The 25366-nt window shown below is 64.6% G+C and carries 24 protein-coding genes; 8 read left to right on the top strand and 16 right to left on the bottom strand.

Going from position 1 to position 25366, the window contains the following annotated elements:
* The first annotated feature begins 74 nt into the window (after positions 1-74).
* From SB764_RS08460 to SB764_RS08440, 5 genes are all read left to right on the top strand, one after another.
* Positions 75-971: an AraC family transcriptional regulator gene (locus tag SB764_RS08460; protein ID WP_110328640.1), complete on the top strand. Its 897-nt coding sequence runs from the start codon at positions 75-77 to the stop codon at positions 969-971.
* A gap of 73 nt (positions 972-1044) precedes the next feature.
* On the top strand, positions 1045-1257 hold the full coding sequence (locus SB764_RS08455) for a ParD-like family protein (RefSeq protein ID WP_410863204.1): 213 nt from the start codon (positions 1045-1047) through the stop codon (positions 1255-1257).
* A complete protein-coding gene (map, locus tag SB764_RS08450) occupies positions 1254-2021 on the top strand; it encodes a type I methionyl aminopeptidase (protein WP_074986227.1) in 768 nt (255 codons plus the stop codon). The genes SB764_RS08455 and map overlap by 4 nt, the downstream gene beginning before the upstream one ends.
* 330 nt (positions 2022-2351) lie before the next feature.
* Positions 2352-3092 (top strand): DUF2325 domain-containing protein, encoded by a 741-nt coding sequence (locus SB764_RS08445; RefSeq protein ID WP_237181561.1) that lies wholly within the window; start codon positions 2352-2354, stop codon positions 3090-3092.
* A gap of 187 nt (positions 3093-3279) precedes the next feature.
* Positions 3280-4344 carry a fatty acid desaturase gene (locus tag SB764_RS08440; RefSeq protein ID WP_065060580.1) on the top strand — a complete coding sequence of 355 codons (1065 nt, stop codon included), beginning with the start codon at positions 3280-3282 and terminating at the stop codon, positions 4342-4344.
* An 84-nt stretch (positions 4345-4428) separates the two neighbouring features.
* Here SB764_RS08440 and SB764_RS08435 read toward each other — a convergent pair whose 3' ends face one another.
* The 5 genes from SB764_RS08435 to SB764_RS08415 all read right to left on the bottom strand — a co-directional run bounded on the left by SB764_RS08435 (position 4429) and on the right by SB764_RS08415 (position 8943).
* The gene (locus SB764_RS08435; protein ID WP_183716793.1) at positions 4429-5739 is read right to left on the bottom strand and encodes an Nramp family divalent metal transporter; all 1311 of its coding nucleotides are present in this window, start codon (positions 5737-5739) and stop codon (positions 4429-4431) included.
* A gap of 46 nt (positions 5740-5785) precedes the next feature.
* Complete coding sequence (locus SB764_RS08430; protein WP_183716794.1) at positions 5786-6409, bottom strand: superoxide dismutase; 624 nt, start codon at positions 6407-6409, stop codon at positions 5786-5788.
* 55 nt (positions 6410-6464) lie between these two features.
* On the bottom strand, positions 6465-6938 hold the full coding sequence (locus tag SB764_RS08425) for a DUF2753 family protein (RefSeq protein ID WP_082991948.1): 474 nt from the start codon (positions 6936-6938) through the stop codon (positions 6465-6467).
* A gap of 232 nt (positions 6939-7170) precedes the next feature.
* The gene (locus SB764_RS08420) at positions 7171-7878 is read right to left on the bottom strand and encodes a cation transporter (protein WP_183716795.1); all 708 of its coding nucleotides are present in this window, start codon (positions 7876-7878) and stop codon (positions 7171-7173) included.
* A gap of 174 nt (positions 7879-8052) precedes the next feature.
* A complete protein-coding gene (locus tag SB764_RS08415) occupies positions 8053-8943 on the bottom strand; it encodes a LysR family transcriptional regulator (protein WP_065060584.1) in 891 nt (296 codons plus the stop codon).
* A gap of 113 nt (positions 8944-9056) precedes the next feature.
* Between SB764_RS08415 and SB764_RS08410 the strand changes: the two genes are divergently transcribed.
* Positions 9057-10052, top strand: a complete 996-nt coding sequence (locus SB764_RS08410; RefSeq protein ID WP_183716796.1) for a zinc-binding dehydrogenase — start codon at positions 9057-9059, stop codon at positions 10050-10052.
* A 1064-nt stretch (positions 10053-11116) separates the two neighbouring features.
* Complete coding sequence (locus tag SB764_RS08405) at positions 11117-12517, top strand: MFS transporter (protein WP_237181565.1); 1401 nt, start codon at positions 11117-11119, stop codon at positions 12515-12517.
* A 52-nt stretch (positions 12518-12569) separates the two neighbouring features.
* Here the strand turns inward: SB764_RS08405 and SB764_RS08400 are convergent, their stop codons facing one another.
* The 6 genes from SB764_RS08400 to SB764_RS08375 form a co-directional block, all read right to left on the bottom strand.
* The gene (locus SB764_RS08400) at positions 12570-12791 is read right to left on the bottom strand and encodes a hypothetical protein (RefSeq protein ID WP_065060586.1); all 222 of its coding nucleotides are present in this window, start codon (positions 12789-12791) and stop codon (positions 12570-12572) included.
* A 188-nt stretch (positions 12792-12979) separates the two neighbouring features.
* Positions 12980-13558: a plasmid fertility inhibition factor family protein gene (locus SB764_RS08395; RefSeq protein ID WP_321857026.1), complete on the bottom strand. Its 579-nt coding sequence runs from the start codon at positions 13556-13558 to the stop codon at positions 12980-12982.
* Positions 13559-13598: 40 nt separating this feature from the next.
* Complete coding sequence (gene glyA, locus SB764_RS08390; protein ID WP_183039614.1) at positions 13599-14843, bottom strand: serine hydroxymethyltransferase; 1245 nt, start codon at positions 14841-14843, stop codon at positions 13599-13601.
* Positions 14844-15001: 158 nt separating this feature from the next.
* Positions 15002-16036, bottom strand: a complete 1035-nt coding sequence (locus SB764_RS08385) for a GlxA family transcriptional regulator (protein ID WP_074987741.1) — start codon at positions 16034-16036, stop codon at positions 15002-15004.
* Positions 16037-16062: 26 nt separating this feature from the next.
* Complete coding sequence (locus SB764_RS08380; RefSeq protein ID WP_410863199.1) at positions 16063-17454, bottom strand: purine-cytosine permease family protein; 1392 nt, start codon at positions 17452-17454, stop codon at positions 16063-16065.
* A gap of 150 nt (positions 17455-17604) precedes the next feature.
* Positions 17605-18384 (bottom strand): SDR family NAD(P)-dependent oxidoreductase, encoded by a 780-nt coding sequence (locus tag SB764_RS08375; RefSeq protein ID WP_410863198.1) that lies wholly within the window; start codon positions 18382-18384, stop codon positions 17605-17607.
* A gap of 203 nt (positions 18385-18587) precedes the next feature.
* Here SB764_RS08375 and SB764_RS08370 point away from each other — a divergent pair, with 203 nt between their 5' ends.
* On the top strand, positions 18588-19613 hold the full coding sequence (locus SB764_RS08370; RefSeq protein WP_234774619.1) for a helix-turn-helix domain-containing protein: 1026 nt from the start codon (positions 18588-18590) through the stop codon (positions 19611-19613).
* Positions 19614-19667: 54 nt separating this feature from the next.
* Here the strand turns inward: SB764_RS08370 and SB764_RS08365 are convergent, their stop codons facing one another.
* The 5 genes from SB764_RS08365 to SB764_RS08345 form a co-directional block, all read right to left on the bottom strand.
* Positions 19668-20393 carry a GntR family transcriptional regulator gene (locus tag SB764_RS08365; RefSeq protein ID WP_074987744.1) on the bottom strand — a complete coding sequence of 242 codons (726 nt, stop codon included), beginning with the start codon at positions 20391-20393 and terminating at the stop codon, positions 19668-19670.
* Positions 20394-20494: 101 nt separating this feature from the next.
* On the bottom strand, positions 20495-21451 hold the full coding sequence (yddG, locus tag SB764_RS08360; protein WP_183707197.1) for an aromatic amino acid DMT transporter YddG: 957 nt from the start codon (positions 21449-21451) through the stop codon (positions 20495-20497).
* Between the two features lie 123 nt (positions 21452-21574).
* Complete coding sequence (locus SB764_RS08355; protein ID WP_410863196.1) at positions 21575-23068, bottom strand: aldehyde dehydrogenase; 1494 nt, start codon at positions 23066-23068, stop codon at positions 21575-21577.
* Positions 23068-23976 carry a dihydrodipicolinate synthase family protein gene (locus tag SB764_RS08350; protein ID WP_410863195.1) on the bottom strand — a complete coding sequence of 303 codons (909 nt, stop codon included), beginning with the start codon at positions 23974-23976 and terminating at the stop codon, positions 23068-23070. The genes SB764_RS08355 and SB764_RS08350 overlap by 1 nt, the downstream gene beginning before the upstream one ends.
* A gap of 50 nt (positions 23977-24026) precedes the next feature.
* The gene (locus tag SB764_RS08345) at positions 24027-25358 is read right to left on the bottom strand and encodes an MFS transporter (RefSeq protein WP_074987748.1); all 1332 of its coding nucleotides are present in this window, start codon (positions 25356-25358) and stop codon (positions 24027-24029) included.
* Positions 25359-25366: the final 8 nt, after the last annotated feature.

The following is a 25366-nucleotide window of genomic DNA, read 5'->3' as shown; positions in this document are numbered from 1 at the left end:
TCTGCCTGATTGTGCTCGGGCGGAGTATGCTCGGCGCACGTCGTCCGCCCACTTTCTTCGTCATTGTCCCGATCATGTCCGCTCCGCTCGCCGCGGCGATGCTGCGCTACACGCAGCGTCAGACCGCGCAAAGTCCCTACGCCACGGCCATCGACGGCGTGCTCATTCTTCGCTCCGATCACCCGACGCCGCCGTCCTACCGGCTCGCGAGTCCGGCGATGTGCATCGTCGCGCAGGGTGCGAAATGGGCGACGTTCGGCGGCAGCCAGCTCGAATACCGCGCGGGCCAGGCCTTGGTGGTCGGCGTGGAAGCGCCGTCGCTCGGCCGCGTGTTCGAAGCGCGGCCCGACGAGCCTTGCCTCGTGCTGATCGTCGAACTCGATCTGGGCGAACTGCGCAGCGTGGTCGAGCAGATGCCGCGCCCGCCCGTGGCCGCCTCGCAGCGCGCGCGGGGCGTGCTGGTGACCGATTTCGACGGCCCGCTCGCCGACTGCGCGCTGCGCCTCGTGCGCCTGCTCGACACGCCCGAGGCGGTTGCGACCATCGCGCCGCTGATCCGGCGCGAGATGAGCTACTGGCTGCTGGCCGGGCCGCACGGCGGCGAGGTGGCGCGCTTCGCGCTCGCGGACAGCCCCTCGCAACGCGTGATGAACGCGATCCGTTCGCTGCGCCAGCGCTACGCCGCGCCGATTCACGTCGACGAACTCGCCTCGGTCGCGCAACTGAGCCGCTCGGCGTTTCATCGGCAATTCAAGGCGCTGACGTCGCTGACGCCGGTTCAATATCAGAAGCAGTTGCGCTTGCTCGAGGCGCGCCGGCTGATGCTGTCGCAGGCGATCGGCGTCGAGGCGGCGGCGTTCGCGGTCGGCTACGAGAGCGCGTCGCAGTTCAGCCGCGAGTACGCGCGCATGTTCGGCGCGCCGCCCAGCCGCGACACGAAGCAGTTGCGCCCCGCGCTCGAAGCGGGCTGAGCCAGATATCGCTTGCACGACTTGCGGCATCGTATATATGATTCGTATATGGATCATATATACGGAGCAGCAAGTGGGCATTGTTAATATCGACGACGATCTGCACGATCAGATCCGCAAGGCGAGCGGCGTGTCGTGCCGCTCGATCAACGCGCAGGCAGCGTTCTGGATCAAGGTCGGCATGTTGTGCGAAATGAATCCGACGACGCCGTTCAACGAGATCGTCAAGCGCGAACTGCGCGCCGCGGGCGTGGCGGCGGAAGCGCTCAAGGTGGCGTCGGCGTGACGAAGCGGCCAGAGGAAATCGCGCTGATGGCGGAGTCGGGCAAATTGCTCGCGGACGTGTTCGCGCGTCTGGACCGGCTGAGCCTGATCGGCATGTCGACGATGGCGGTGAACGATCTCGTCGACGGTCTCATCGTCAACGAACTCAAGGCGCGGCCGGCCAGCAAGGGGCAGTACGGCTACGCCTATGCGCTCAATGCGTCGCGCAATCATGTGGTGTGCCACGGCGTGCCGTCCGCGAGCGAGATCCTGCAAAGCGGCGACATCGTCAACTTCGACATCACGCTGGAGAAGAACGGCTATATCGCCGATTCCAGCAAGACCTATCTGGTCGGCGAAGTGTCGCCGCTCGCGAAACGCCTCGTGGATGTGACTTACGAGGCGATGTGGAAGGGCATTCGCGCGGTGCGTCCCGGCGCCACGCTCGGCGACGTGGGGCATGCGATCGAGCGGCACGCGCGGCGCAATGGCTATGCGGTCGTGCGGGAGTATTGCGGGCACGGCATCGGCCGCGAAATGCACGAAGATCCGCAGGTGCTGCACTGGGGCCGACCGCGCACGGGGCTGACGCTGCGCGAAGGGATGGTCTTTACCATCGAGCCGATGCTCAATCAGGGCCGCGCCGCCGTCGAGACCGAGGACGACGGCTGGACGGTCGTCACGCGCGACGGAAAACTGTCCGCGCAGTTCGAGCACACGGTCGCGGTGACGCGCAACGGCGTGCGCGTGCTGACGTTGCGGCCGGGCGAGCGCGTGGTCAATTGAGTCGCGACTGAGGAGTCGCGACTGCGCGGGCGTTTCTTCGCGTTCCGCGCCATTTAAATCTTTCGTGCTGTTACCTGCTTCATCCCGCCGCGGCGTCTCGCCGCGCGCCGCACGCTCGACTCCATCCGCCGCAAACGCCGACGCCACTGGCCGAAGGCAAGGCCGCACTCGTCCTCGAAGACCCATCCCCAGCGCATTGTCGCTCGCGCATCGCGCCGCGCATTCCCCCCAGCGTCGGGAGGGAGACTTCTAGTAAATGAGAATCATTGCTATTATGGTGGGGATCAAAACGAGCAATTCGGACGCGAATGCCTGCGAGGGTGAATGAACATGACGGCGACTGATCTGAACTGGGTGCGCCTGTGCGACGAGCACGGCAGGGTGGTTCGGGAGTTGGGGCGGGCGCAACGGCGCGCGTCGGCCGTTATCGACGCGCAGGCGCAGAGAATCGCGGCGCTCGAAGCCCAGGCGATGCGACTGCGGGCCGCCGTGGTGATCCGCGAAACCGCGCTCGCGTGGACGCGCGACGAATTGCACGACGTGAAAACGGCGATTGCGGGGCTGCCGAAGCGCCTCGCGCTCGCCCAGCAGGTGCGCGTGCTCGAAGCAAGAGTGCACGCGCTGATGCGCCGCTCTCCCGAAGCGAAGCGCGCGCCGGTCGCCGCCTCGAACGCTTCAAGCGCTTCGAACGCCTCAAACGCCTCAAACGCCGCGAGCGAGCCGAGAACGGCTGCGCCGCCGACCGAGCGCAGGCGCGTCGTCATGTGGATCGCGCAGGACCGCGAAACCGCCCAGCACGCCGACGAAACCGCGCGCACCGAACGGGCGCTCGCGGAGAGCGGCGTGCGCCTCGTGCGCACGAACGCGGCCAGTGCGGAACAGCTCAAAGCGGGTCTTGCCGACGCTGATCTCGTCATCTGTCAGGCCGGCTGCGTGAGTCACGGCGACTGGTGGCGCGTGAAGGATTACTGCGCCCGAACGGGCAAGCAATGCATTCTGGTCGAGCACCCCGACGCGCTTGAACGCGTGACGGCATCCAGAAATACGGCATCGGTCGATAGCGCCGACTAGCCACTTTCAAAAACTTGATCTCTATCAATACGGCCCTCGGGATACTGATTAAAGGTTCCGGGTGCGCGGCGCGCCGCCCGAAAGGGCCGCGCCGCAAACGCATGATTGCCGCCCGCGCGTTTCGCACGCGCTCACGCGCCTGGCGTTGGCGGCCTGCTTCTTATCAATCATCGAGGTAATTCGAACTATGACTGCACCTGTCCAGCCTATACCGCCAGGTGACCCGCTGCCGCACCGCAAGATCCTGCGCTCGTGGCTGGTTTCGCTCTCGGGACGCACGACGGTCTATCCCATCGTCCTCCTGCTGATCGACTATGCGATCTTTGCCGCGCTGATCGCGCTCGTGGTGTTCGCGCGCAGCCTCTGGCTCAAGTTCGCCGGCGCGCTGCTTTCGGGCTTCGTGATCGGCCGTCTGTTCATCATCGGACACGACGCGTGCCATCAGAGCCTCACGCCGCGCCGCACGCTCAACAAATGGCTCGGCCGCATCGCGTTCCTGCCGTCGCTTACGCCGTACAGCCTCTGGGAAGTCGGGCACAACGTCGTGCATCACGGCTATACGAACCTCAAGGGTTTCGATTTCATCTGGGCGCCGCTGAGCCTCGCGGAATTCCGTGCGCTGTCGGCACCGCGCCGCATGATGGAGCGCATCTATCGTAGCGGCTGGGGGCCCGGGCTCTACTACATGATCGAGATCTGGTGGCGCCGCATGTTCTTCCCGACCAAGGCCGCCATGCCGACGCGCCGTCCGGTGTTCTTCCGCGACTGCTGCCTCGTTGCCGTGTACGCGGTGTTCTGGCTGGGCGGCCTGGTCGCGGCGGCGCTCGCGACGGGGCAATCGGTGTTCGTGCTGCTGGTGTTCGGCTTCGCGGTGCCGTTCCTGTTCTGGTGCTCGATGATCGGCTTCGTCGTCTACGTGCACCACACGCACGCGCGCGTGCGCTGGTACGACGACCGCACGGCGTGGGCGAACGCGCAGCCGTTCATCTCGACCACCGTGCATCTGACGTTCAAATGGCGTTTCGGCGCGCTGATGCATCACATCATGGAGCACACCGCGCACCATCTCGACATGAGCATTCCGCTGTACCGGCTCGAAGAGGCGCAATCGACGCTCGAAACGTTGCTGCCCGAGCGCATCGTGATCCAGCCGTTTTCGTGGCGCTGGTATTTTTCGACGGCGCAGCACTGCAAGCTCTACGATTTCAGCACGCAGCAGTGGACGGATTACCAGGGCCGCGCGTATTCGTGATGTGAGATCCAGGTAGCGCCAAACACAAAGCGGCGCGCGCCATCGAGGCGCGCGCCGCTTTTTTTGCATCGATGCCAACTGCGTTTACGCGCTGCTCAGTCCCGGCAGTGCAATGCCCAGAGTCTGCAGCAGCAACACCGCGTTGAGCACCAGAACGACGCCCGTGGCGGCGATGGCCGCGATATCGGTGAAGCGTCCGTTGGCGAATTCGCCCATGATGTCGCGGCGGCGCGTGAAGCACACCAGCGCGATCATCGGCACCGGCAGCGCGAACGACAGCACGACCTGGCTGACGATCAGCGCCTGCGTCGCGTTCACGCCGAGCGCGACGACCACGAACGCGGGCAACATCGTCACGAGTCGACGCAGCCAGACCGGAATGCGAAAGCCGACGAAGCCCTGCATGATCATCTGCCCGGCCATCGTGCCGACGACCGAACTGGACACGCCCGAGCACAGCAGCGAGACGAGAAACAGCGACGCGGCGCCCGCGCCGAGCAGCGGCGTGAGCGTGCGATAGGCCGTGCCGATTTCCGCAATGTCGCTGTGGCTGCCATGAAACGCGGCGCTCGCCATGACCACCATCGCCATGTTGACGAGTCCGGCCACCGACAGCGCGATGATTACTTCCAGATTCGAAAAGCGCACCAGCAAGCGCCGCTCGCGCGCATCGCCGCCGACGACGCGGTTCTGTGTCAGCCCCGAGTGCAGATAGATCGCGTGCGGCATCACCGTCGCGCCGACGATCCCCGCCGAAAGAATCAGCGCGCCGCCGCCGGGCATCGACGGAATCAGCGCATGGCGCGCGACTTCGCTCCACGCAACGGGCGCGATGAACATCTCGACGAGATAGCACAGGCCGATCACGGCAACGAGCGCGCCGATGGCGATTTCCATCGGACGGAAGCCGTTTTTCTCGAACAGGAGGATGGCGTAAGTGACGACGGCGGTGATCGCCATGCCGGCGATCAGCGGGAGATTGCAGAGCAGGGCGAGCGCGATTGCGCCGCCGAGGAATTCGGCGAGGTCGGTCGCCATGGCGGCCACTTCGCTCACGACCCACATCGCGTAGACGGCCGGACGCGAGAACTGCTCGCGGCACAGCTCCGCGAGATTGCGGCCGGTGACGATGCCGAGTTTCGCGGACAGCCCCTGAAACAGCATCGCCACGAGATTGGCCGCGAGCACGACCCACAGCAGCGAGTAGCCGAAGCCCGCGCCTGCCTGAATGTTCGTCGCGAAGTTGCCCGGGTCCATGTACGCGATCGACGCGATCACGGCCGGGCCTGCGAACAGCAGCATCGAACGCGGTCCGCGTGGGCCGCCCTCAAGCACTTCGCGGATCGCCGTGGTGGCACGCCCGGTGAGCGTGCAGCTGTCTGTCGCCGTGTTCATCGAGCCTCCCGCATGACGCCGGGCGCCATGCGCGTGTTGCGTGTCGTTATGCGCGTGCGGCGGCGTATCGGCGAGCGACTTCCGCCCAGTCGATGACGTTGTAGAAGGCGCCGATATATTCGGGACGCCGGTTCTGGTACTTCAGGTAGTAGGCGTGTTCCCAGACGTCGAGGCCGAGAATCGGCGTGTTGCCCGACATCAGCCCGGCCATCAGCGGACTGTCCTGGTTGCCCGTGCTTTCCACCACGAGCTTGCCTTGCGCGTTCACGCTGAGCCACGCCCAGCCGCTGCCGAAGCGCGTGAGCGCGGCCTTCGTGAAGGCGTCCTTGAACGCCGCGAAGCCGCCCAGATCGGCGTCGATCGCGGCGGCCAGCGCGCCATCGGGCTCGCCGCCGCCGCGCGGCGACATCACGGTCCAGAACAGGCTGTGATTGGCGTGGCCGCCGCCGTTGTTGCGCACCGCCGGACGCAGCGCTTCGGGCAGCGACTCGACGCGCGCGACCAGCGCTTCGACCGGCAGATCCTGAAACTCGGTGCCTTCGAGCGCGGCGTTGAGATTGTTGACGTAGGTTTGATGGTGCTTCGAGTGGTGAATCTCCATCGTGCGGGTATCGATGTGCGGTTCGAGCGCGTCGACCGCATACGGCAGATCCGGCAAAACATAGGACATCGAAAGACTCCTTGCGAGGCTGGCCGCGTGGCGCAGCAAAAAGTTCAGTGGAGGGTCAGTGCTGCGTGGGGCCGTCGACGTTCAATGCGAGGCAGGCGCTACGCAGGACGCGCGTCACGAGCGGATGCGCGCCGTGACTTGCTACGTGAGCGACGAGCGCGAGGTGCGTTTCGCGACTGTGGCGCAACGCGGCCTGGCGCAGCGAGGCGGTTCGGGTGTTGTCGAGGATCAGCGCGATGAGCGCTTCGTGCGCGCGGCAGAGATAGCTGGCGGCCGTGTCGCTGTCGCCTTGATCGATATGCAGATCGGCGAGGTTGTGACATGAGACGACGAAGGCCGCCACGCAATCCTCCGCGTGCGCGGGCGGCGGCGCGGCGAGCAGTTGACGCGCGATCCACAGCGCTTCCTCGTGGCCCGCAAGCGACGAGGCCGCCCCGGTTTCGCGCGCCGCGGCGATTGCCCGGCGCGTGATGGTTTGCCACTGGGTCAGGCTCGAATCGCGTGCGGACGGGTGGCTGGGAGCAGGCATGGCGTGCCGTTGCATGATCGAGGCTCCTGTAGGTGCCCTTTACGCAGACCGGGTGTCTACGTCGTCAGGATTTGTAAATGATAACCATTATCATTTATTGTGGGCGGAATAACCGGAGCGGCAGTTGGGTTATGGCAGCTTTTGGCGGGGACGGAAGGCGATGGACGGAGGGGAGCGGCGCGCTTATGTCGCCGATGTTTTAGTGTGGTGCGGCCAACGCCAGTAGCGGCGCTCAGGCCTCGATGCTGCCGCTTTGCCCGGCGGCGGCGCGTGCGCGGAGGGCGCGCGACGCCAGGTTTCTGAGGCGTCCGAGACCTTGGCGCACCGGGCTGTTGGCTGAAAAGAGCGCAGTGGCGAGCATGATGACGCCGATTAAGCCCGTCGCGATCTGGTCGAGCCCGCCGAAGCCCGCGAGGATGCCGCCCGCGCCCACGGCGGCCGCGCAGGCCGACAAGGCGTCGATGCGCGCGTGCCAGGCGCTCGCGCTCAGGACGCTCGCCGCGTGGGCGTCGGTATCGGAAACCGACTCGGCGGTCGCCCCGAGCCGACGCGCCATGTACTCGCGGATCGCGATGACCGGCAACGCCGCAAGCAGCACCCAGCTTTCCGAGCTTCCACCAGTCGTCGCCGATGTTGCCGCTGCCGCAGCCGGATCGCCGGAGAACGCGCCCATGCCCTGCGCGAGAAGCGTCGCGCCTGCGAACGCGGATAGCGCCGTGCACAGCGTGGCCGGCGTCCACGACAGGGCGCGTGCGGGCATCCCGCGCCATTGCCGCAGGCGCAGAAAGAGCGAAGCGAACAGCACCGCGTCGACGAGCAGATCGACGAGCGTATGCGTGCCGTCGGCGATGATGGCCCGCGAATCCGCGCACCAGCCGATCGTGAGCTGCAGGGCCACCAGCGTGGCGCTCGCGAGGACGCTGAAACGGACGGCGCGCACGGATGCCCGATCGCACACTGGAGTGACGGATTGCATGCGAATCGCAGAGGGGAGTTTTCGTGACCCCCGAGCGTACAAGCCGCTTATGGCATGTTGATGACGGTGGGCGTCGCGGCTGCGGTTTGATGCGTGCGCAACGATCCATGCACTCCGGCCGTCGCCGTCGCCATCGTCTCAGCTCGCGTCCGCGAATGCCGTCAGCAGAAAATCCATCAGCAGTTTGACGCGCATGGGCACGCGCCGGCCGGCGGGATGCACCAGATGCGTGGGCAGCGAGTCGCGCTGAAACTGCGGCAGCAGCACCTGCACGTCGCCGGTGGCGATCTCCGGCGCGACAACCCACGTTGGCACTTGCGCCACGCCGAGCCCGCTGAGAATGGCCGCGCGAATCTGCTCGGCGTCGCCGGTCGTGAACGGGCCGCGCGGCAGGTAGGCCATCGCCTCGTCGCCCGAGCCGAATATCCACGGACGACGCTCCCGGCCATGCGCGAAGACCACGCACGCGTGCGCATCGAGGTCGTCGGGATGCGCGGGCGCGGCATGCGTCGCAAGATAGGCGCGGCTCGCCACGAGCACGAACGGCGAGTCGCACAGTTTGCGGGCGATCATCGCCGAATCCTGCATGCGGCCGTGGCGCACGGCGAGATCGATGCCGTCGCCGATCAGATCGACCTGGCGCTCCGAGACCGACATCTGGATTTCCACATCCGGATAGCGCCGGAAGAACGCGGGCAGCAGCGGCGTGATGCACAGGCGTCCGTGCACGGGCGACGTGCTGAGCCGGATCAGGCCGCGTGGTGACTGCTGCCGCACGCCGACCGCCGATTCCGCGAGATCGAAATCGTCGAGCAGCGCCTTTGCCGAAGCGTAAAACGCCTGCCCGGCGTCCGTGACGCTCACGCGGCGCGAGGTGCGCGCAAGCAGCGGCGCGCCCAGATAGCGCTCCAGCGCGCCGATCTGCTTGCTGACGGCCGGTTGCCCCATGCCTTCGGCGCGCGCCACGGCCGTGAAACTGCCGGTCTCGACCAGCCTGACGAAGAGGCGCATCGCATCGAGTCGATCCACGGGGTTGTTCCTTGTCGTCAATTCCAGAATGGAATGGATGGTATGTCCATTGTGGCCATTTTCGCAATGGATGCGGACCGTTAAGGTGAGGCTTTTTCGGGAGGAACAGAACGATGAAAGCGATTTGCGTGACCGCGACGCGGGACCTGGAAGTGCGTGACGTGCCGGCTCCGGCGCAGGCGGCGGCGGGCCATGTAGTGATCGAGATGACGGCGTCGGCGATCAATCACGGCGACAAGACCTTTCTCAAGCGGCCCGCGTCGGTGGGCGTCGCGCTGCCCGCGATTCAGCATGACGTCTGGGGCGCGTCGGGCGCGGGCAAGGTGATCGCCGTCGGGGAAGGCGTGCCGTCGCGCTACGTCGGCCGTCAGGTGGCGATCTACCGCTCGCTCGGGCGCAGCGCGCAAAGCGTGGGCTTGTGGTCGGAGCGTGCGCAGGTGCCGTACACCAGTTGCCTGATCCTGCCCGACCACGTCGAGTCGTGCGATTACAGCGGCTCGCTCGTCAACGTCATGACGGCCTACGCCTTTATCGAGGAGAGCGTCGCGGCCGGACATCGCGGCATCGTGGTGACGGCGGGGCATTCGGCGACCGGCAATGCGCTGGCGGTACTCGCTCGCCGTCGCGGCCTGCCGGCCATTTTCCTCGTGCGCACCGACGCGGCGCGCGATGCGCTGCGCGCGGCGGGCGTCGAGCACGTGATCGTGACCGGCGCAGGCTTCACGGCTGAACTCGCCGAATGCGCGGCCAAACTCGACGCGACGGCCGTGTTCGATGGCGTCGGCGGCAGTTTGCTCAGCGAAGTCGCCACGGCGTTGCCGGTGAATTCGACCATCTGGTGCTACGGCTTTCTGGACGGGGCGTCACCAGTCTCGTTTCCGAGCGCGCTGGTGATGATGAAGAATCTCGTCATCCGCCGCTTCAGCAATTTCGACAGCGCCACCGTCAAGGATCGTGGGCGGCTGGAGGCCGCGCTGCAGGCGCTGGAAACGGTGATCGACGATCCGCTGTTTCGCACGCGCATCGGCGACACGTTCCGTTATGCGCAGATCGACGCGGCGATGGCGTACGAAGGCGCGGGTGGCGCGAAGGCCGTGCTGGTGCCGTGAGGCAGTTCCGGCGGGCGTCGCTCACGCTTCGGATCGCGCTCGACGCGCCAGGCGTTGCTCGCTCCGGGCGTGGACCGGATATGCATGCTCGGCATGATGGCCGTTCATGTGGGGATTCAACAAAACGACGCAAGCGATGACATAAAAAGCCGTCGCGACCGGGGTGGACGCGACGGAAAGACCTTTTCCGGAGCGGAATCGATCTGGAGGTATCCGCGGCAACCACGCCACGGACACGAAAACGGTAACAGGGCGACGGATGCACGTCCATTTATGTAAATTACGACGGCTTACGTAGCGGATAGATGCGAGGGTGTCCAGCGAATCAATCGTTCTGGCAACTTATCCGGAATATTTGGAAATGAAGTGTTGGCTGTAGCGATTTAGCGTAGTTGATGCAAATCTTACCGTCGATTACCGTCTTGGCACGCCGTCATTCACGAACGGCGATACGCTGGAATCTGAGAGATCTCCATTGACCGACGAGTTCGCATGCCGCACTGGCGGCGGGCGGACTCGTTTGTCGCCTTCCTGAATCGGCGCTTCAAAAGCATTCACCGCGTTAAAGCACGACGAAACCACGCTCGCCTGTCATGTTTATGCAAGCCTGTTTCGCCAGTTGGCGTGATTGCACAAAAATAATCACTGCCTTAACATACGCCGGTCGCCGCAATGGTGATCGTAAGCGTTTACGTCAATCAACGCGTAACTGATCGTCAGCCTGTGGCTTGGGGCGATGATCCACTACGCCCGATTGCCGCCATGAAACCGCTTTTCGACTTTCTCGTTGTCATACCCGCCAGTTTCCTTTCGCACGTTATCGATTTCGGTGATGCCGGTCGATGGGCGAAATCGCGTTCGTCTTCAGCCATTGACGCCGCGTCTTTTCGTCCCAGTGAATCTATTCGGCGTATTTATTCGTAATCCGGATTGAATATTCGAAAGGAATGGGCCATGACGATTACTCGCATCGATAGCACCGATATTCGCGCCGCGCTGGCCGGGATCGCGTTCGAATCGTTTTATTCGCGTCATTAAAAACGACGCACCGCTGGAGTCTGAGATTGCAAACGCACATTGAACAACCGCAACGCCCGGCAGAAGGGCAAGGCTTGCCGGAGCGCCAACGATGGCTCGTCATGGGCTGCATTCTGCTCGGCATTCTGCTGAGCAACCTCGACAGCGCCATCGCCAATATCGCGCTGCCCACGCTCGTCCGCGAACTCGGGACCAGCGATGCGGCGGTCGTGTGGGTCGTGAACGGTTATCAGCTTGCCGTGGCCGTGTGTCTGCTGCCTGCGGCGGCGCTGGGCGAGATTGTCGGGCATAAGCGCATTTACGCCATCGGGCTGGTGCTGTTCCTGATCGGCTCGGTGTGCTGCGCGAGTGCGCCGTCGCTGTCGTTTCTCGTGGCCGCGCGCGTGCTCCAGGGCGTGGGCGGCGCGTGTCTCGCGGCATTGGGTCCGGCGCTCGTCAGGTCGATTTATCCGCGTAGTCTGATCGCGCGTGGCTTTGCGTCGATTGCGCTGGTGGTGGCGATGTCGGGTGCATTGGGCCCGACGGTGGCGGCGCTCATTCTCTCGGTTGCCGCGTGGCCGTGGCTCTTTCTCGTCAACGTGCCGGCCTGCGTCGTGGCGATTCCGCTGTTTCTCGCCGTCGCGCCACGCGGTCAGGGCGTCGCGCGTCCATTCGATCTGTCGGGCGCGTTGCTCAACGCGATTGCCTTGGGCCTGCTCGTACTGGGCGTCGATATTCTCGGCCACGATACGGGCCGGGCAATCGCCATGCTGGCGGTGGGCGCGGTGTTCCTGATGGGCCTCGTCTGGCATCAAAGCCGGCGGGCGGCGCCGCTGCTGCCGCTGGATCTGCTGCGCATTCCGGTGATTGCGCTTTCGGGCGCGACATCGGTCTGTTCGTACGCGGCGCAGATCATCGCGTACATCTCGGTTCCGTTCCTGTTGCAGACCTTGCTGCATCGCTCGGCGGTCGAGACGGGCTTGCTGGTCACGCCCTGGCCGCTGCTCGTCGCCGTGGCGGCGCCCATCGCCGGCCGTCTTTCGGCGCGCTATCCGGCGGCGGTGCTCGGCAGCGTGGGCCTGGCAGTGCTGGCCTGCGGCCTCGTCTCGCTGGCGATGCTGCCGGCGTCGCCCGGCGACCTCGACATCGCGATCCGCATGGCGGTGTGCGGCGCGGGCTTCGGCTTCTTCCAGACGCCGAACAACACCACCATGATGACGTCCGGACCGGTCGCGCGCAGCGGCGCGGCGGGCGGACTCGTGGCGGTGGCGCGAACGGTGGGCTGGTGTCTCGGCTCGTCGCTCGTGACGATGCTGTTCCAGTTGAACGTTGCCGACCGGACGACCAAATGTCTCGCTGTGGCGGCGGCCTTCGCCGCAGCGGGCGCGGTCGTCAGTCTCGCGCGTGGCTTGACGACGAGTGGCGCGAGCGTGCCGACGCGCAGCTAGGCGAATCGCCTCGGTGTTCAGGCGCGCGCGTGCGGCCTGAGCACCGCTAGCCTCAGTCGGTGATGGCGATGTGCGTGCTGTCGTTGGCGTCGAGCCGGATCTCGTTGACGCGGCCGGCGCGCACGTCGAGCAGCAACCGGTCCAGTGCCTCGACCTTGGCGGGATCGCGCCCGACCGGCTTGATGAGGGTCGGCGCGCTGCCGCCGCGCGCCGTCGCGTGGGCCTCCAGCAGCAGGTGGATGACTTCCTCGCGGGTCATGAAGATGCGGTTCATGCGGTTTCCCCTGTGTGACGAAAACGATGGCCGGTTCGCCGGGCGGATTGCCGCGCCGTGGTCCGGTCCGTTATCTGGTCTGGTATTCGTATTCTGTCTGAGGGAATTGTACTCGGGCGCGGTGCAATCGGCTCCGGAACTCGACGACGCCGGACGCGAGGTCGACGCGCGCGTGCAAGCCGCCGCGCTCAATGCGCGCTTTGGATAGCCGATGCGCCGTTGAGCGGCGCATCGCGACGACCGAAACCAGGTGGCGGCAGGATTTCGGAAACGCGCATCCACCGACTGCGGCGCGTACCGGCGAGCCGCGCGAGCAAGGGCGCATCGGACACCGCGCATTCGACGGGAAAACACGGCGAGCCATGCGATGCGAGCCACAGCGCGCGCGCCACGCCGTCGATCACCGAAATGTAGGGACGTGCCGTGGCATGCGCAGCGACAAGGCGGGGCCGCACGCCGCAGCGCACTTCCACGAGCGGCACGGGATCGCTGATGCCGAGCCGGAAACCTTCCTCGGCCAGCTCGATCTTTTCGTTGAACATTGCGTCGTCGCGGCCTCGGGCCGGAAACGCGCGCATCGCGTCGGGCAGGTCGTTGCGCCACAAACCGAATAGCGCGTCGCGCCGAACCTCGACGACCGCGCGTTCGTCGTTGCCGAACTCGGTGCGGCTGACGCTCATGAAGACCTCGCCCTGGCCGGTCGTGACCTTGAACAGGGCGAGTGTCTGGCCGTTGGCCGCGCGATGCGGACCGAGATAGGTTTGCACGACGATGTCCTGATGAGCGAGGCGGCGACGCGTGCGCGACTCAGCTATACACGGGGAAGCGCGTCGTCAGTTCGGCGACCTGCGCTTTGACGCGCTCGATCGTGGCGGCGTCGTTCGGGGCTTCGAGTACGTCGGCGATCAAGTTGCCTACGCGCTCCGCTTCCTTCACGCCGAAGCCGCGCGTGGTCATCGCCGGCGAGCCCAGACGGATACCGCTCGTCACGAACGGCTTTTCCGGATCGTTCGGGATCGCGTTCTTGTTCACGGTGATATGCGCCGCGCCCAGCACCGCTTCCGCAGCCTTGCCGGTGATGTTCTTCGCGCGCAGATCGACCAGCATCACGTGGCTTTCCGTGCGCCCCGAGACGATACGCAGACCGCGCTTGACCAGCGTTTCAGCCAGCACGCGCGCGTTCTCGACCACTTGCTGCTGATAGGTCTTGAACTCCGGCGTCGCGGCTTCCTTGAACGCCACGGCCTTGCCCGCGATCACGTGCATGAGCGGACCGCCCTGAATGCCCGGGAAGATCGCCGAGTTGATGGCCTTTTCGTGCTCGGCCTTCATCAGGATCACGCCGCCGCGCGGGCCGCGCAGGCTCTTGTGCGTGGTCGTGGTGACGAAGTCGGCGAACGGCACCGGGTTCGGGTAGACGCCCGCGGCGATCAGGCCCGCGTAGTGCGCCATGTCGACCATGAAGTACGCGCCGACGGCCTTGGCGACCTTGGCGATGCGCTCGAAGTCGATGCGCAGCGCGAACGCCGACGCGCCCGCGATGATCAGCTTCGGCTTCGTTTCGTGCGCGCGCTTTTCGAGCGCGTCGTAGTCGATGTCTTCGTTGGCGTCGAGGCCGTAGCTCACGACGTTGAACCACTTGCCGCTCATGTTGAGCGCCATGCCGTGCGTGAGGTGGCCGCCTTCGGCGAGGCTCATGCCCATGATGGTGTCGCCCGGCTTCAGGACGGCGAAGAACACGCCCTGGTTGGCCTGCGAGCCGGAGTTCGGCTGGACGTTGGCGGCTTCGGCGCCGAACAGCGCCTTGACGCGGTCGATCGCGAGCTGCTCGACGATATCGACGTTTTCGCAGCCGCCGTAATAACGCTTACCGGGATAGCCTTCGGCGTATTTGTTGGTGAGCTGCGAACCCTGCGCGGCCATGACGGCGGGCGAGGTGTAGTTTTCCGACGCGATGAGCTCGATGTGCTCTTCCTGGCGGCGGTTCTCGAGTTCGATCGCGGCGAAGAGTTCGGGATCGACGTTGGCGATGGAAACGGCGCGTTTGAACATGGTTTTCCAGTTTCGGTTTGACGAGGCAGCCGCGATATCGGGCGGTGTATCGGCTCTCAGGTTCCAGCGTGGTGTTGATTGCCCCAGGCCGTGCAGCTATTTAAGAACATGCGCGCCGGGCGCGATAGAACGATTGCGACAAGCCGCAGGGATGGGTTTCAGGCTTCGCACATTGCGCTATCGAGCGCATGCGGACGCGTGGTGCGATAAGCGCCCGGCGACGCGTCGAATTCCTTGCGAAACTCGCGCCCGAGATGCGAGGCGTCCGAGAATCCGCACGACATGGCGATATCGGCAACCGTGCGGTCGGAGCCGGTCAGCATCCACGCGGCCATGCGCACGCGCATCTGGCGGCCGTAGACATTGGGCGATTTGCCGGTCTCGGCAACGAACAGCCGCTCGAGCTGGCGCACGGAGGTGTCGACGCGCCGCGCCAGTTCGGTCAGCGAGAGCGGATTCGCGATGTGCTGTTCCATGATGAGAATCGCGCGGCGCACCTTCGGATGCGAAGCGGGATCGAGACCCGGCGGATAGGGTTGGGGCGCGTTGCCGCGCTGCGCATCGTCGACGATCAGGATGCGCTGGGCTTTCTGCACGATCGCCGCGTCGAGATGCCGTAAAAGAATCGCGGCGGCCACGTCGATCGACGCGCGACCGCCCGAGCAGGTGATGCGCGCGCGATCGATCACGAACAGACGGTCGGCGATCAGGTTCGATTCGGGAATCGCGGGAAAGCGCTCGACGAAATCCCAATAGTGAAACCAGCTCACGCAGATCCGGTAGCCGTCCATCACGCCCGCGCGGGCGAGCGCGAATGCGCCCGTGCAGATGCCGACCAGCGTGGCGCCGCTCGCGGCGGCGGCGCGAATGAAGCGATGCGTCGCCTCGCTGGCCGAGGGCCCGGAATGCAGCAGACCGCCCACCACCAACAGGTAATCGAACGTGCCGGCTTCGTCGAAGGTCGTCCACGGCGTGACCTGAATGCCGCAACTGGCGCGAATGGGCGCGAGCGATTCGGCGACGATGGTCCACGAGCAGCGCACGGGGCGGCTCATATCGCCGTCGTCGCTCGCGAGGCGCAGCAGATCGACGAATCCCGAGAACGCGGTCAGCGTGAAATTCGGCAGCAGGACAATGCCGAATCGAATCGGCTGACGCGTTTCGGAATGAAGAGGGGCGATCGGGTGAGACATGGAAAACCGGAGTTAAACGCCGCGATTCAGTGCGGCTGCATCGCGTCGTGCTCGACGGCGACGACGTTGCGGGCCGTGCGTGCGCGCAGTCCGAACGTGACGTAATAGAGTACGCCGGGCACGAGCAGGCTCGGAATCCAGCTCACATCCGCGCCGATGAGTTTCGCGAAGTAGCTGTGATAGAACGAGAGGTCCATGAATGGCAGCGTGCTGGCGAATCCGGCGCAGTAGATGGCGATGGTCTTGTAGTTGAAAGTGCCGTATTGGCCGCGCGCGTCGTACATGTCTTTCACGCTGTATGCGCCGCGGCGCACGAGGTAGTAATCGACGAGATTGATCGAACTCCAGGGCACCAGCACGTAAATCTGCGCGTTGAGAATATCGGCGAAATAGTCGGAGAAATGATATTGCGTGGCGATTGCGATCCACGTCGAAACGGCGAAAAGCAGAAACAGCACGCCGAATTTGGTGGAGCGGCGAATGCGCGTCATGCTGCGAAAGCCGCTGAAAATCGTCACCGACGACATATACGCGCTATACAGGCTCAACACGTTGAAAACGAGTACGCCGAGCACGATTACAATGAGCGCCGGGCGCGCCCAGGCGCCGAACAACGCGGCGATGGCCGTGCCGGGATCGTTGACCACGGAAGTCGATACCGTGGCGAGCACCGCGCCCAACACCATCACGGCGAGCGAGCCGAGCAGGCCGCCCAGATAGGTGTACCAGAACGTGTCGCGCGTGCGCACGCTGTCCGGCAGATAGCGCGAATAGTCCGCGACGTAAGGGCCGAAACCGAGCGTCCACGAAGCCGCTTGCGCGACCACGAGATTGAAAGCGCCCACGGAAAAGCCGTGTTTCGCGGTTTGCAGCGTGACGTGCACGTGCGGCGAGAAAACCAGAATCAGCGCGGTGGCCGCGAAGACGAGAATCGACAGCACCGTCATGGTCGCGCCAAAGCGGTGAATCAATTCATAGCCGATATAGCTGATCACGAACGTCAACGCGCCGAATACGATAATCGCGGCATTGTCGGACATCGGGTAAATCGACTTGATCGATTCGCGCATCACTACGCCGTCGGCGGCGACGAACAGCACATAGGCGAGCGTCACGATCACGAGCGGCAATGCCGCGCCATACACGCCGAATTGCGCGCGGCTCTGGATCATCTGCGGAATGCCCAGATGCGGCCCTTGCGCGGAATGCGCCGCCATGAAAATCGTGCCGATCACATTGCCTACGACGAGCGCGACGAGCGTCCACGCGAGACTCATGCCCGCGACGATGCCCAGCGTGCCGACCACCAGTGCGGTCACCTGCATGTTGGCGCTGAACCAGATCGTAAACAGCCGCTTGGGCGTGCCGTAACGCTCGCCATGCGGAATAAATTCGATGCTGCGATTTTCGACATCCATGACGGGGTCTCCCTCCGGGTTGACCGTCACGCGTGCGTGCATGGCGCGCGTGACGGTGTGATGCGCCCACTCTAGGAGAGGCTTTTTTTGGCCACTATCGGATATCGGCAACCCAGGGTCGATACGGAACGCGGGGCGCGGCGCGAAGAATCAGAGCGCGGAAAAACCGTTGTCCACGAAGAGATGTGCGCCATTCACGAAACTCGATTCGTCAGACGCAAGAAAGAGCGCGGCGGCGGCCACTTCGGACGGTTCGCAGAGTCGGCCCTGTTGCTGCGCGATCGAGTTTTCCGACACATCGACGCCCATCGCGCGCAATTGATCGATTTCGCGAATTCCGTGCGGCGTGCGGATGAAGCCCGGCGCGATGGCGTTGCAGCGGATGCCGCGCTCGCGATATTCGATCGCGAGCGCGCGCGCGAACATATGGCAGGCGCCCTTGGTGGTGTCGTACAGCACTTCGCCGGGCGTCGCGCACACGGCGGAAATCGACGACGTGCAAATGATCGTACCCGCCGCTTTTTCCAGCATTTGCGGCAGGACCGCCTGGGTCATCAGATACATGCTTTTGACGTTCACGGCCATGAGCCAGTCCCATTCGTCTTCTTCGATATCGAGGAACGGTTTGACGATCAGCGTGCCCGCGTGATTGAACAGCACGTCGGCGGGGCCGAAGGTTTCGCGCGCGGCGGCAACGGCACGCGCGACGTCCTGTTTGCGCGCGACATCGGCGCCAAAACCGGCGGCGCTCAAACCTTCGTCGCGCAGTATCGAGGCGAGCGTTTCGGCGGCGTCGCCGTCACGGTCGATGATCGCGACGCGCGCACCCTGCCGCGCGAACAGCGTCGAAGCGGCCGCGCCGCATCCTCCCGCACCGCCACTGATGATGGCGACCTTGCCGGCGAGCCGGCCGTCGAGTCGAGCGTTCATGATTCGTTATCCTGTGTTGCATGGCGCATGAGCGCGCCAAGGGCCAGTCGGCGCGACCGCTCGAAAGCGGCGCGGCGTGCGCATCGCAGATTAGATTTCGGCTGAACGCGTGACTATCGGATTTCGGCAATCGCGGGTTTTCCCCGGTTTTTGCAGGGTATTTTGACGCGCGAGGGTTTTCGCTAGAATGGACCGGATAGTGAATGAGTGAATTCCGAGTTCCGAGCCTGATGCGTATGCGCACCGATTCCCGTCTTCTCGCAGATCAGCCCGAGCGCGCCGTCCAGGCGATGCGTTCGGTCGCGTTTTGCGCCTTCACGGACGTGGATGAACAGGCCCGCATTTTCAGTGGCTGGGATCTCGATTACACGCAGATTTCGCGCGGCGCGTTCAGCGGCTCGTCGTCGATTGCGTCGATAGGCGGCGTGCGCGTGCTGGTCGAGCATCTCGACAAGGTCATTCTTCAGCGCGGCTCGGTGCCCGCGGGGAGGATTGCGATTGCGGTGCCGCTCGAACTCGACGGCCATGCGCGCATGTGCGGACACGCAAGCGGTCGCGACAGCCTGCACGTATTTTCGAGCGTTGAGGAATTCGAATTCTTTTCGCCCGATCATCACGTGCTTGCGAACGTCGAAATTCATGTCGATGAAATCGACAGCGACGCGTTGCGTGTATTTGCGGGCTCGCTTGCCAAAACCGATATGGCGCCCGTCGTGCCGATGAGCGAAGCCACGGCGCAGCGTTTTCGCGACGTGCTGCGCCACGCGCTGTCGATCACCGTGACGCAGACCGGGCGCGAGCGTGCGATGGCGTTGCAGGGCGCGGTGTTGTCGCTGTTGTCGGAGGTGCTGGAACACGGCGCACGCGATCAAACGCGCAGCGTTGCGCCGCACGCGAGCCATGCCGCGCTGGTCGCGGCCACGCAGCGGTGTCTCGAAGTGGCCGAAACCTGCCCGCTGTCGATCGCGGAGTTGTGCGGCCAGCTAGGCGTGAGCCGCAGAACGATTCAGTACGCGTTTCAGCATGTGCTCGATCTGAATCCCGTGGCGTATCTGCGCGCGGTTCGGCTCAATCACGTGCGCCGCGCATTGCGCAGCGGCGATTCGGTCACGGCGGCGGCCACGAAATGGGGCTTTCTGCATCTCGGCAGTTTCGCGCAGGACTATCGCACCATGTTCGGCGAACTGCCTTCGGAGACGGTGCGCCGTTGCCGGCGTGCGAGCGTTTGAATGTCGCGAGGTTTGAATCACCCGTGGATCACGCTTGATTCAGGCGCAATTCATTCAGGCAAAACTCAGCGGCACATCCAGCCCTTCCGGAATCGCATAGTCGGTCATATGACGGCGCGACAATTCCCAATGCGCTCTCACGAGTTCGCCCGCGCGTTCGGTATCGCGGCGCTCGATCGCGTCGATGATTTCATCGTGCTGATCCGCTGCCTGATGCATCTCGTGCTGCATGTTTTCAGTGGCGGGATAGCGATAAAAGGTCTTGCCCAGACGCGCGTGATCGATCAGCAGGCGGCGCAGGCTGGGCATCAGATAGTCGTTCTGCGCCATCGTGCCGATTTCGAGGTGGAACTGGTCGTTGTAGAGCACCCGGTTTTCCACGTCGTGCGCGTCGATGGCCTGGCGGAAATGCTTCTGGATGGCGCGCAGTTTCGCGATGTCGGCGGCGGTGGCGTTGGCCGCCGCGAGTTGCGTCGTCGCGACGTAAATGAGCGGTGCGGCCAGAAAGAAACTGCGCAGCGAGTGATAGTTCATCGACGACACTCGCGCCGCGCGATTGGCTTCCAACTCGATATAGCCTTCGGCGGCCATCTGGCGCATCAGTTCGCGCACGGGCGGGCGCGAGAGGCCGAATTCCTCGCACAGCGCCAGTTCGTCCACCACGGCGCCCGGCTTCAGTTCCATGCTGACGATGCGGCGGCGCAGGGTTTCGGCTAAAACCGCCTTGCGGTCGATGGGGGCGTTGCTGTCGATCTGGAACTCGTCGGGGCTCGATTTCATGGGGATTCTCTGTCTACCTTTTGTGTACTATAAAGCGGCGGACAGAAAATCTCCAGATGACGCCCTGGGCGCGGTTTGCGCGAGGCGTGCTCCGCGGCCGGTCAAACGCGCTCACCAATTCGCTTTTCTACGGCTTCGGCTTCGTTCGCGGCCGCCTTGCGCGCGGCCTTTCCCGGTCGGCGAGGGCGCGTGGCGATCCAGCACAGAATCGATCCCGCGCAGACCATCAAGGCGCCGTGCCAGAACGCGTCGGAGAGCGGCGCGTGCAGCAGCGTGGCGGCCAGGGCGGCGGAAATCACCGGAATGAAATACGACGCGCCCGCGAGCACCGTGGCGTTGCCATGCAGAATGCCGATGTTCCAGGCCGCGTAGCCGAAGCCCATCGCCGCCGCGGCCAGGAACAGATAGATCAGCGCGGGCGTGTCGAAGTGCATCGCGCCGCCGCCTTCTAGCGCGAATTTGAGCCACAGCACCGCCGAAACGAGCATGAAGAACGGCGTCACGCCGTTCTTGCCGTTCGCGATGCGCGCCGTCACCGTGCAATACGCGGCCCAGATCAGCGCGCCGCTGAACGCGAGGCCATAGCTCAGCGGATTGTCCTTGACGTTGCCGAGCATGCCCGCGAGGTCGATGCCCCGATCGCCGCCCAGCACCCAGCCGATGCCGAGCATCGAGAGCACGAAACCGGGCACGACGAGCAGATTGGCCTTCTGCTTGTTGAACACGATGGCCGAGACCAGCGTGAAGGTCGGCCACAGATAATTGACCATGCCGACTTCGATCGCCTGCCGGCCGTTATCGGCATAACCGATCGAGAGCGAAAGGCACAGTTCGTAGGCGACGAATAGCAGACTTCCCCAGATCAGATAATTTCGCGGAAATTGCCTGAGATTGGGGAAGCCGACCGTCAACGCGAGAAAGACGGACGCCACCGTGTACATCATGGCGGCGCCGCCGGTCGCGCCCAGACTTTCGCTGACCCCGCGAATCAGGGCGACGATCGACGCCCACAACATGATTGCGACGAGCCCGATCAGCGTGGCCGTATCCTTTTTCATACCTCGAACCTGCCTTGATAATTCATATTCCCCACGCGCGCGCCATGGCCGGCAGCGCAAATCCGGCCACGGCGCGCACGCCGAATGCACCTGACCGGTCAAGCGTCAGGCGGGTGCAGGCATTCACGCGGGCGTATCGATCCAGATCGTCTTGATCTCGGTGTATTGATCGTGCGCCCAGATGGACTTGTCCCGGCCGCCGAAACCCGACTCTTTGTAGCCGCCGAACGGTGTCGTGATGTCGCCTTCGCCGAAGCAGTTGACGGTCACGACGCCCGCGCGGATCTCGCGCGACAGGCGGATCGCGTGGTTCAGGTTGCTGGTGTAGACCGAAGCGGCGAGGCCATAGACCGAGTCGTTCGCGAGCGCGATGGCTTCGTCGAGGTCCGTGAACGTCGTGACGGCGAGCACCGGTCCGAAGATCTCTTCCTGGAACAGACGGCTCGTCGAACTCACGCCGTCGACCACGGTCGGCTCGACGAAGATGCCGCGCTCCGTGTCGCCGCCGAAGGCCACGCGCAGTTGCTCCGTCTGTGCCTGCACGAGATACGAGCGGACCTTCTCGAAGTGCGACTGGCTGACCATCGCGCCGATGCGGTGTTCGGGATCGAGCGGATCGCCCATCTTCCATTCGCGCATCTGCACGCCGATGCGTTCGAGCAGCGTGTCCTTGATGTCGGCATGCACGATCAGGCGCGAGGAGGCCGAGCAGTTTTCGCCCATGTTCCAGAACGCGCCGTTGACGACGTGTTGCGCAACGGTATCGAGATCGTCGGCGTCCTTGAGCACCACGGCCGGATTTTTGCCGCCGCACTCTAACACAATCCGCTTCAGATTGGACTCGGCCGCATAGTGCAGGAAGCGCCGGCCCGTGGCGGTGGAGCCGGTGAAGCTCACCATGTCGACGTCCATGTGCAGGCCCAGCGGCTCGCCCACTTCCTGGCCGCCGCCCGGCAGCACGTTGAAAACGCCCGCCGGCACGCCCGCTTCGTGCGCGAGTTCGGCCACGCGCAGCGCCGTGAGCGTGGTTTCCTTCGCGGGCTTCACGACGATCGAGCAACCGGCGGCCAGCGACGGACCGATCTTCCACGCGAGCATCAGCAGCGGAAAATTCCACGGCAACACGAGACCGACCACGCCGATCGGCTCGCGCACGACCAGCGAGAGCGCGCCCGATCCGACCGGCGCGGTGGAGTCGTAGATCTTGTCGATCAGCTCGGCGTGCCAGCGAATCGTATGAATCGTTTCGGGCACGTCGGTGTTCTGGCACTCGCGAATGGGCTTGCCGCTGTCGAGGCTTTCCATCGTCGCGAGTTCGTGCGCGTTTGCTTCGAGCAGATCGGCGAACTTCAGCAGAATCGACTTGCGTTGCGAGGGCGGCAGCTTGCGCCAGCGGCCGTCGCGATACGCCGCGCGGGCGCTGGCCACGGCGCGATCGACGTCGGCGGCGTTGCAGGCGGCGATGTGCGCGAGCACCTCGTTCGTGGCCGGGTTCGTGGTGGCGAACGTCGCGCCCGACACCGAAGGCTGGAATGTGCCGTCGATGAACGCCTCGGTCGGCAAGGTCAGCCGCGCGGCCAGCGCGGCGTATTCCTGAGCGGAAAGCAGATCGGCCATCAGCCCTGGCCTCCGGTCACGGCCGCCACTTCGCGCTTGAGCGCCGTGACGATGGTGTGCAGGCGCTGCTTCTCGTCGTCGTTGAGGCCCTTGAGCGGCGCGCGCACGCCGCCACTGCGCAAGCCGATGATTTCGCAGCCGTGCTTGATCGACTGCACGAACTTGCCTTCTTCGAGGAAGTCCATCAGCGGCAGCATCGCGGACATGATGCGGCGGCCCTTGTTGAAATCGTTTTCCACGGCGCACGCCTGGTACAGCGCGATGTGCTCGGCGGGCAGGAAGTTCGAACCGGCGCAGACCCAGCTGCGCGCGCCCCATGCGAAGAATTCCAGCGCCTGATCGTCCCAGCCGCACGACACGGACAGAGTCGGAAACTCGCGCGCCAGCATGTGCAGTTGACCCGTCTGGCCCGAGCTTTCCTTGATCGCAACGAAGTTCTTCGAAGCCTTCGTGACGATCTCGAAGAATTCGCGGCCCATCGAAACGCTCATGCGGCCGGGGTAGTTGTACAGCATGATCGGCAGGTCGGCGGCGCGGTCGATCGTGAGCGCGTGCTCGGCGTTTTCCTGCTCGGTCGGCAGCGCATAGGGCGGCGAGCTGACCAGAATCGCATCGGCCTTGATCGCCTTCGCGGCCTTCGCGTATTCGACCGAATCTTCCGTGCGCACGGCGCCCGTGCCGATGATCAGCGCGGTGCGCGAGCCGATCACTTCCTTCGCGAGCTTGCCCAGATCGAAGCGTTCCTGCGCGGTGTGCGCGTAGTACTCGCCCGTCGAGCCGCCGATGATGATGCCGTGCACGCCCGCGGCAATCAGCGATTCGAGCACTTCGGCAAAGGCCTGGTTGTCGATCTGTCCGGCGGCGTCGAGGGGCGTGATGGCCGGGGTGTAGATGCCTTCGAATTTCATGATGACTGTTTCCGTGAAGATTGAAATGAGGGAGCGTCGGATCGACGGGTTCAGTGATTGAGCGAAGCGGCTTCCTGCAGGCTCAGCGAACGCGTTTCAGGCGCGAGCGCAAGCGAGGCAGCAAGACCGACGAAGGACACGGCCGCGGCCGCATACATGGTGTTGCCGATGCCGATGCTGTTGAGCGCGATCGGCACGAGCCAGGTGCCGATCGCCGCGCCGATGCGCGAGAGCGATGCGCCCATGCCTACCGCGAAGGCGCGGATATCGGTCGGGAAAATTTCGTTGGGGTAGACGAGTTGCAGCACCTGAGCGCCGCCGATCAGCACCGCATAGGCGCCGAACAACACGAGAATCAGAATGGCCGAGCCGTTCGAGCACGCGCCGAGCGCGAGCAGCGCGAGCGCCGACCACAGGAAGCTGTGGATCACCATCGCGCGGCGGCCCAGCACGTTGATGACGCGCGTGGCGATGATGCAGCCGACCACGAACAGCAGCGTGATGGCGACCGAGCCGAGCGATTCCCAGCGGCCGGTCAGATTGAGCGCTTCGAGCACGCGCGGCGCGAACGAATAGACCGCGAACACGGGAATCACCGAGCAGCTCCAGAACAGCGTGACGAACAACATGCGCTTGCCGTAGCCGGAATGCAGCAGCGACCACAGCGAGATCTTCTTTTCGGCCTTTTCTTCAGGCAGATTGTTCAGCGAAAAATCGGGACCGTAGACCTTCTTGATGATCGCTTCGGCTTCGGCCTTGCGTCCCTTGCTGAGCAGCCAGCGCGGCGACTCGGGCGTGCCGATGCGCACGACGAACAGCACGATGCCGATCACGGCGGGACTCGCGAGCACCCAGCGCCACGCATCGTGCGCGCCGCTGCTCAGAATCAGATTGCCGACGATATACGCGAGCGCCGCGCCGAGGAACCAGATGATCGTCAGCAAGGCGAGACGCGGGCCGCGATATTTGCGCGGCATGAATTCGACCAGCAGCGAACCGGCCACCGGATATTCGATCCCCACGCCGATGCCGATCAGGAAGCGCAGGAAGAACAGCGCCTCGCCGGATTGCACCCAAAGCTGTGCGAGCGAGCAGACGAAGAAGATAACGGGCCCGAAAAAATAGGGCTTCTGGCGACCCAGGCGGTCGGACAGCCAGCCGCCCGCGAAGCCGCCCACGAAGATGCCAATCAGCGCCGAAGCGGCCACCATGCCTTCCCAGAAACTGGTCAGACCGAGCGCCGAGGAAAACTGCACCATCGCCACGCCGATGATGCTCAGGACATAGCCATCCATGAGCCAGCCGCCGCTCGAACGGATGGTCAGCAACTGATGGAATCCATTGAGCGGAACGTCCTCGATGGATACGTGATTGTTCGACATTGCCAGTC

The sequence above is a fragment of the Paraburkholderia sp. SIMBA_027 genome (assembly GCF_046535315.1).
GTDB classification, from domain to species: Bacteria; Pseudomonadota; Gammaproteobacteria; order Burkholderiales; family Burkholderiaceae; genus Paraburkholderia; species Paraburkholderia tropica.
The sequence above is the reverse complement of the archived record's forward strand: the minus strand, read 5'-3'. Positions and strand labels throughout refer to the sequence as shown.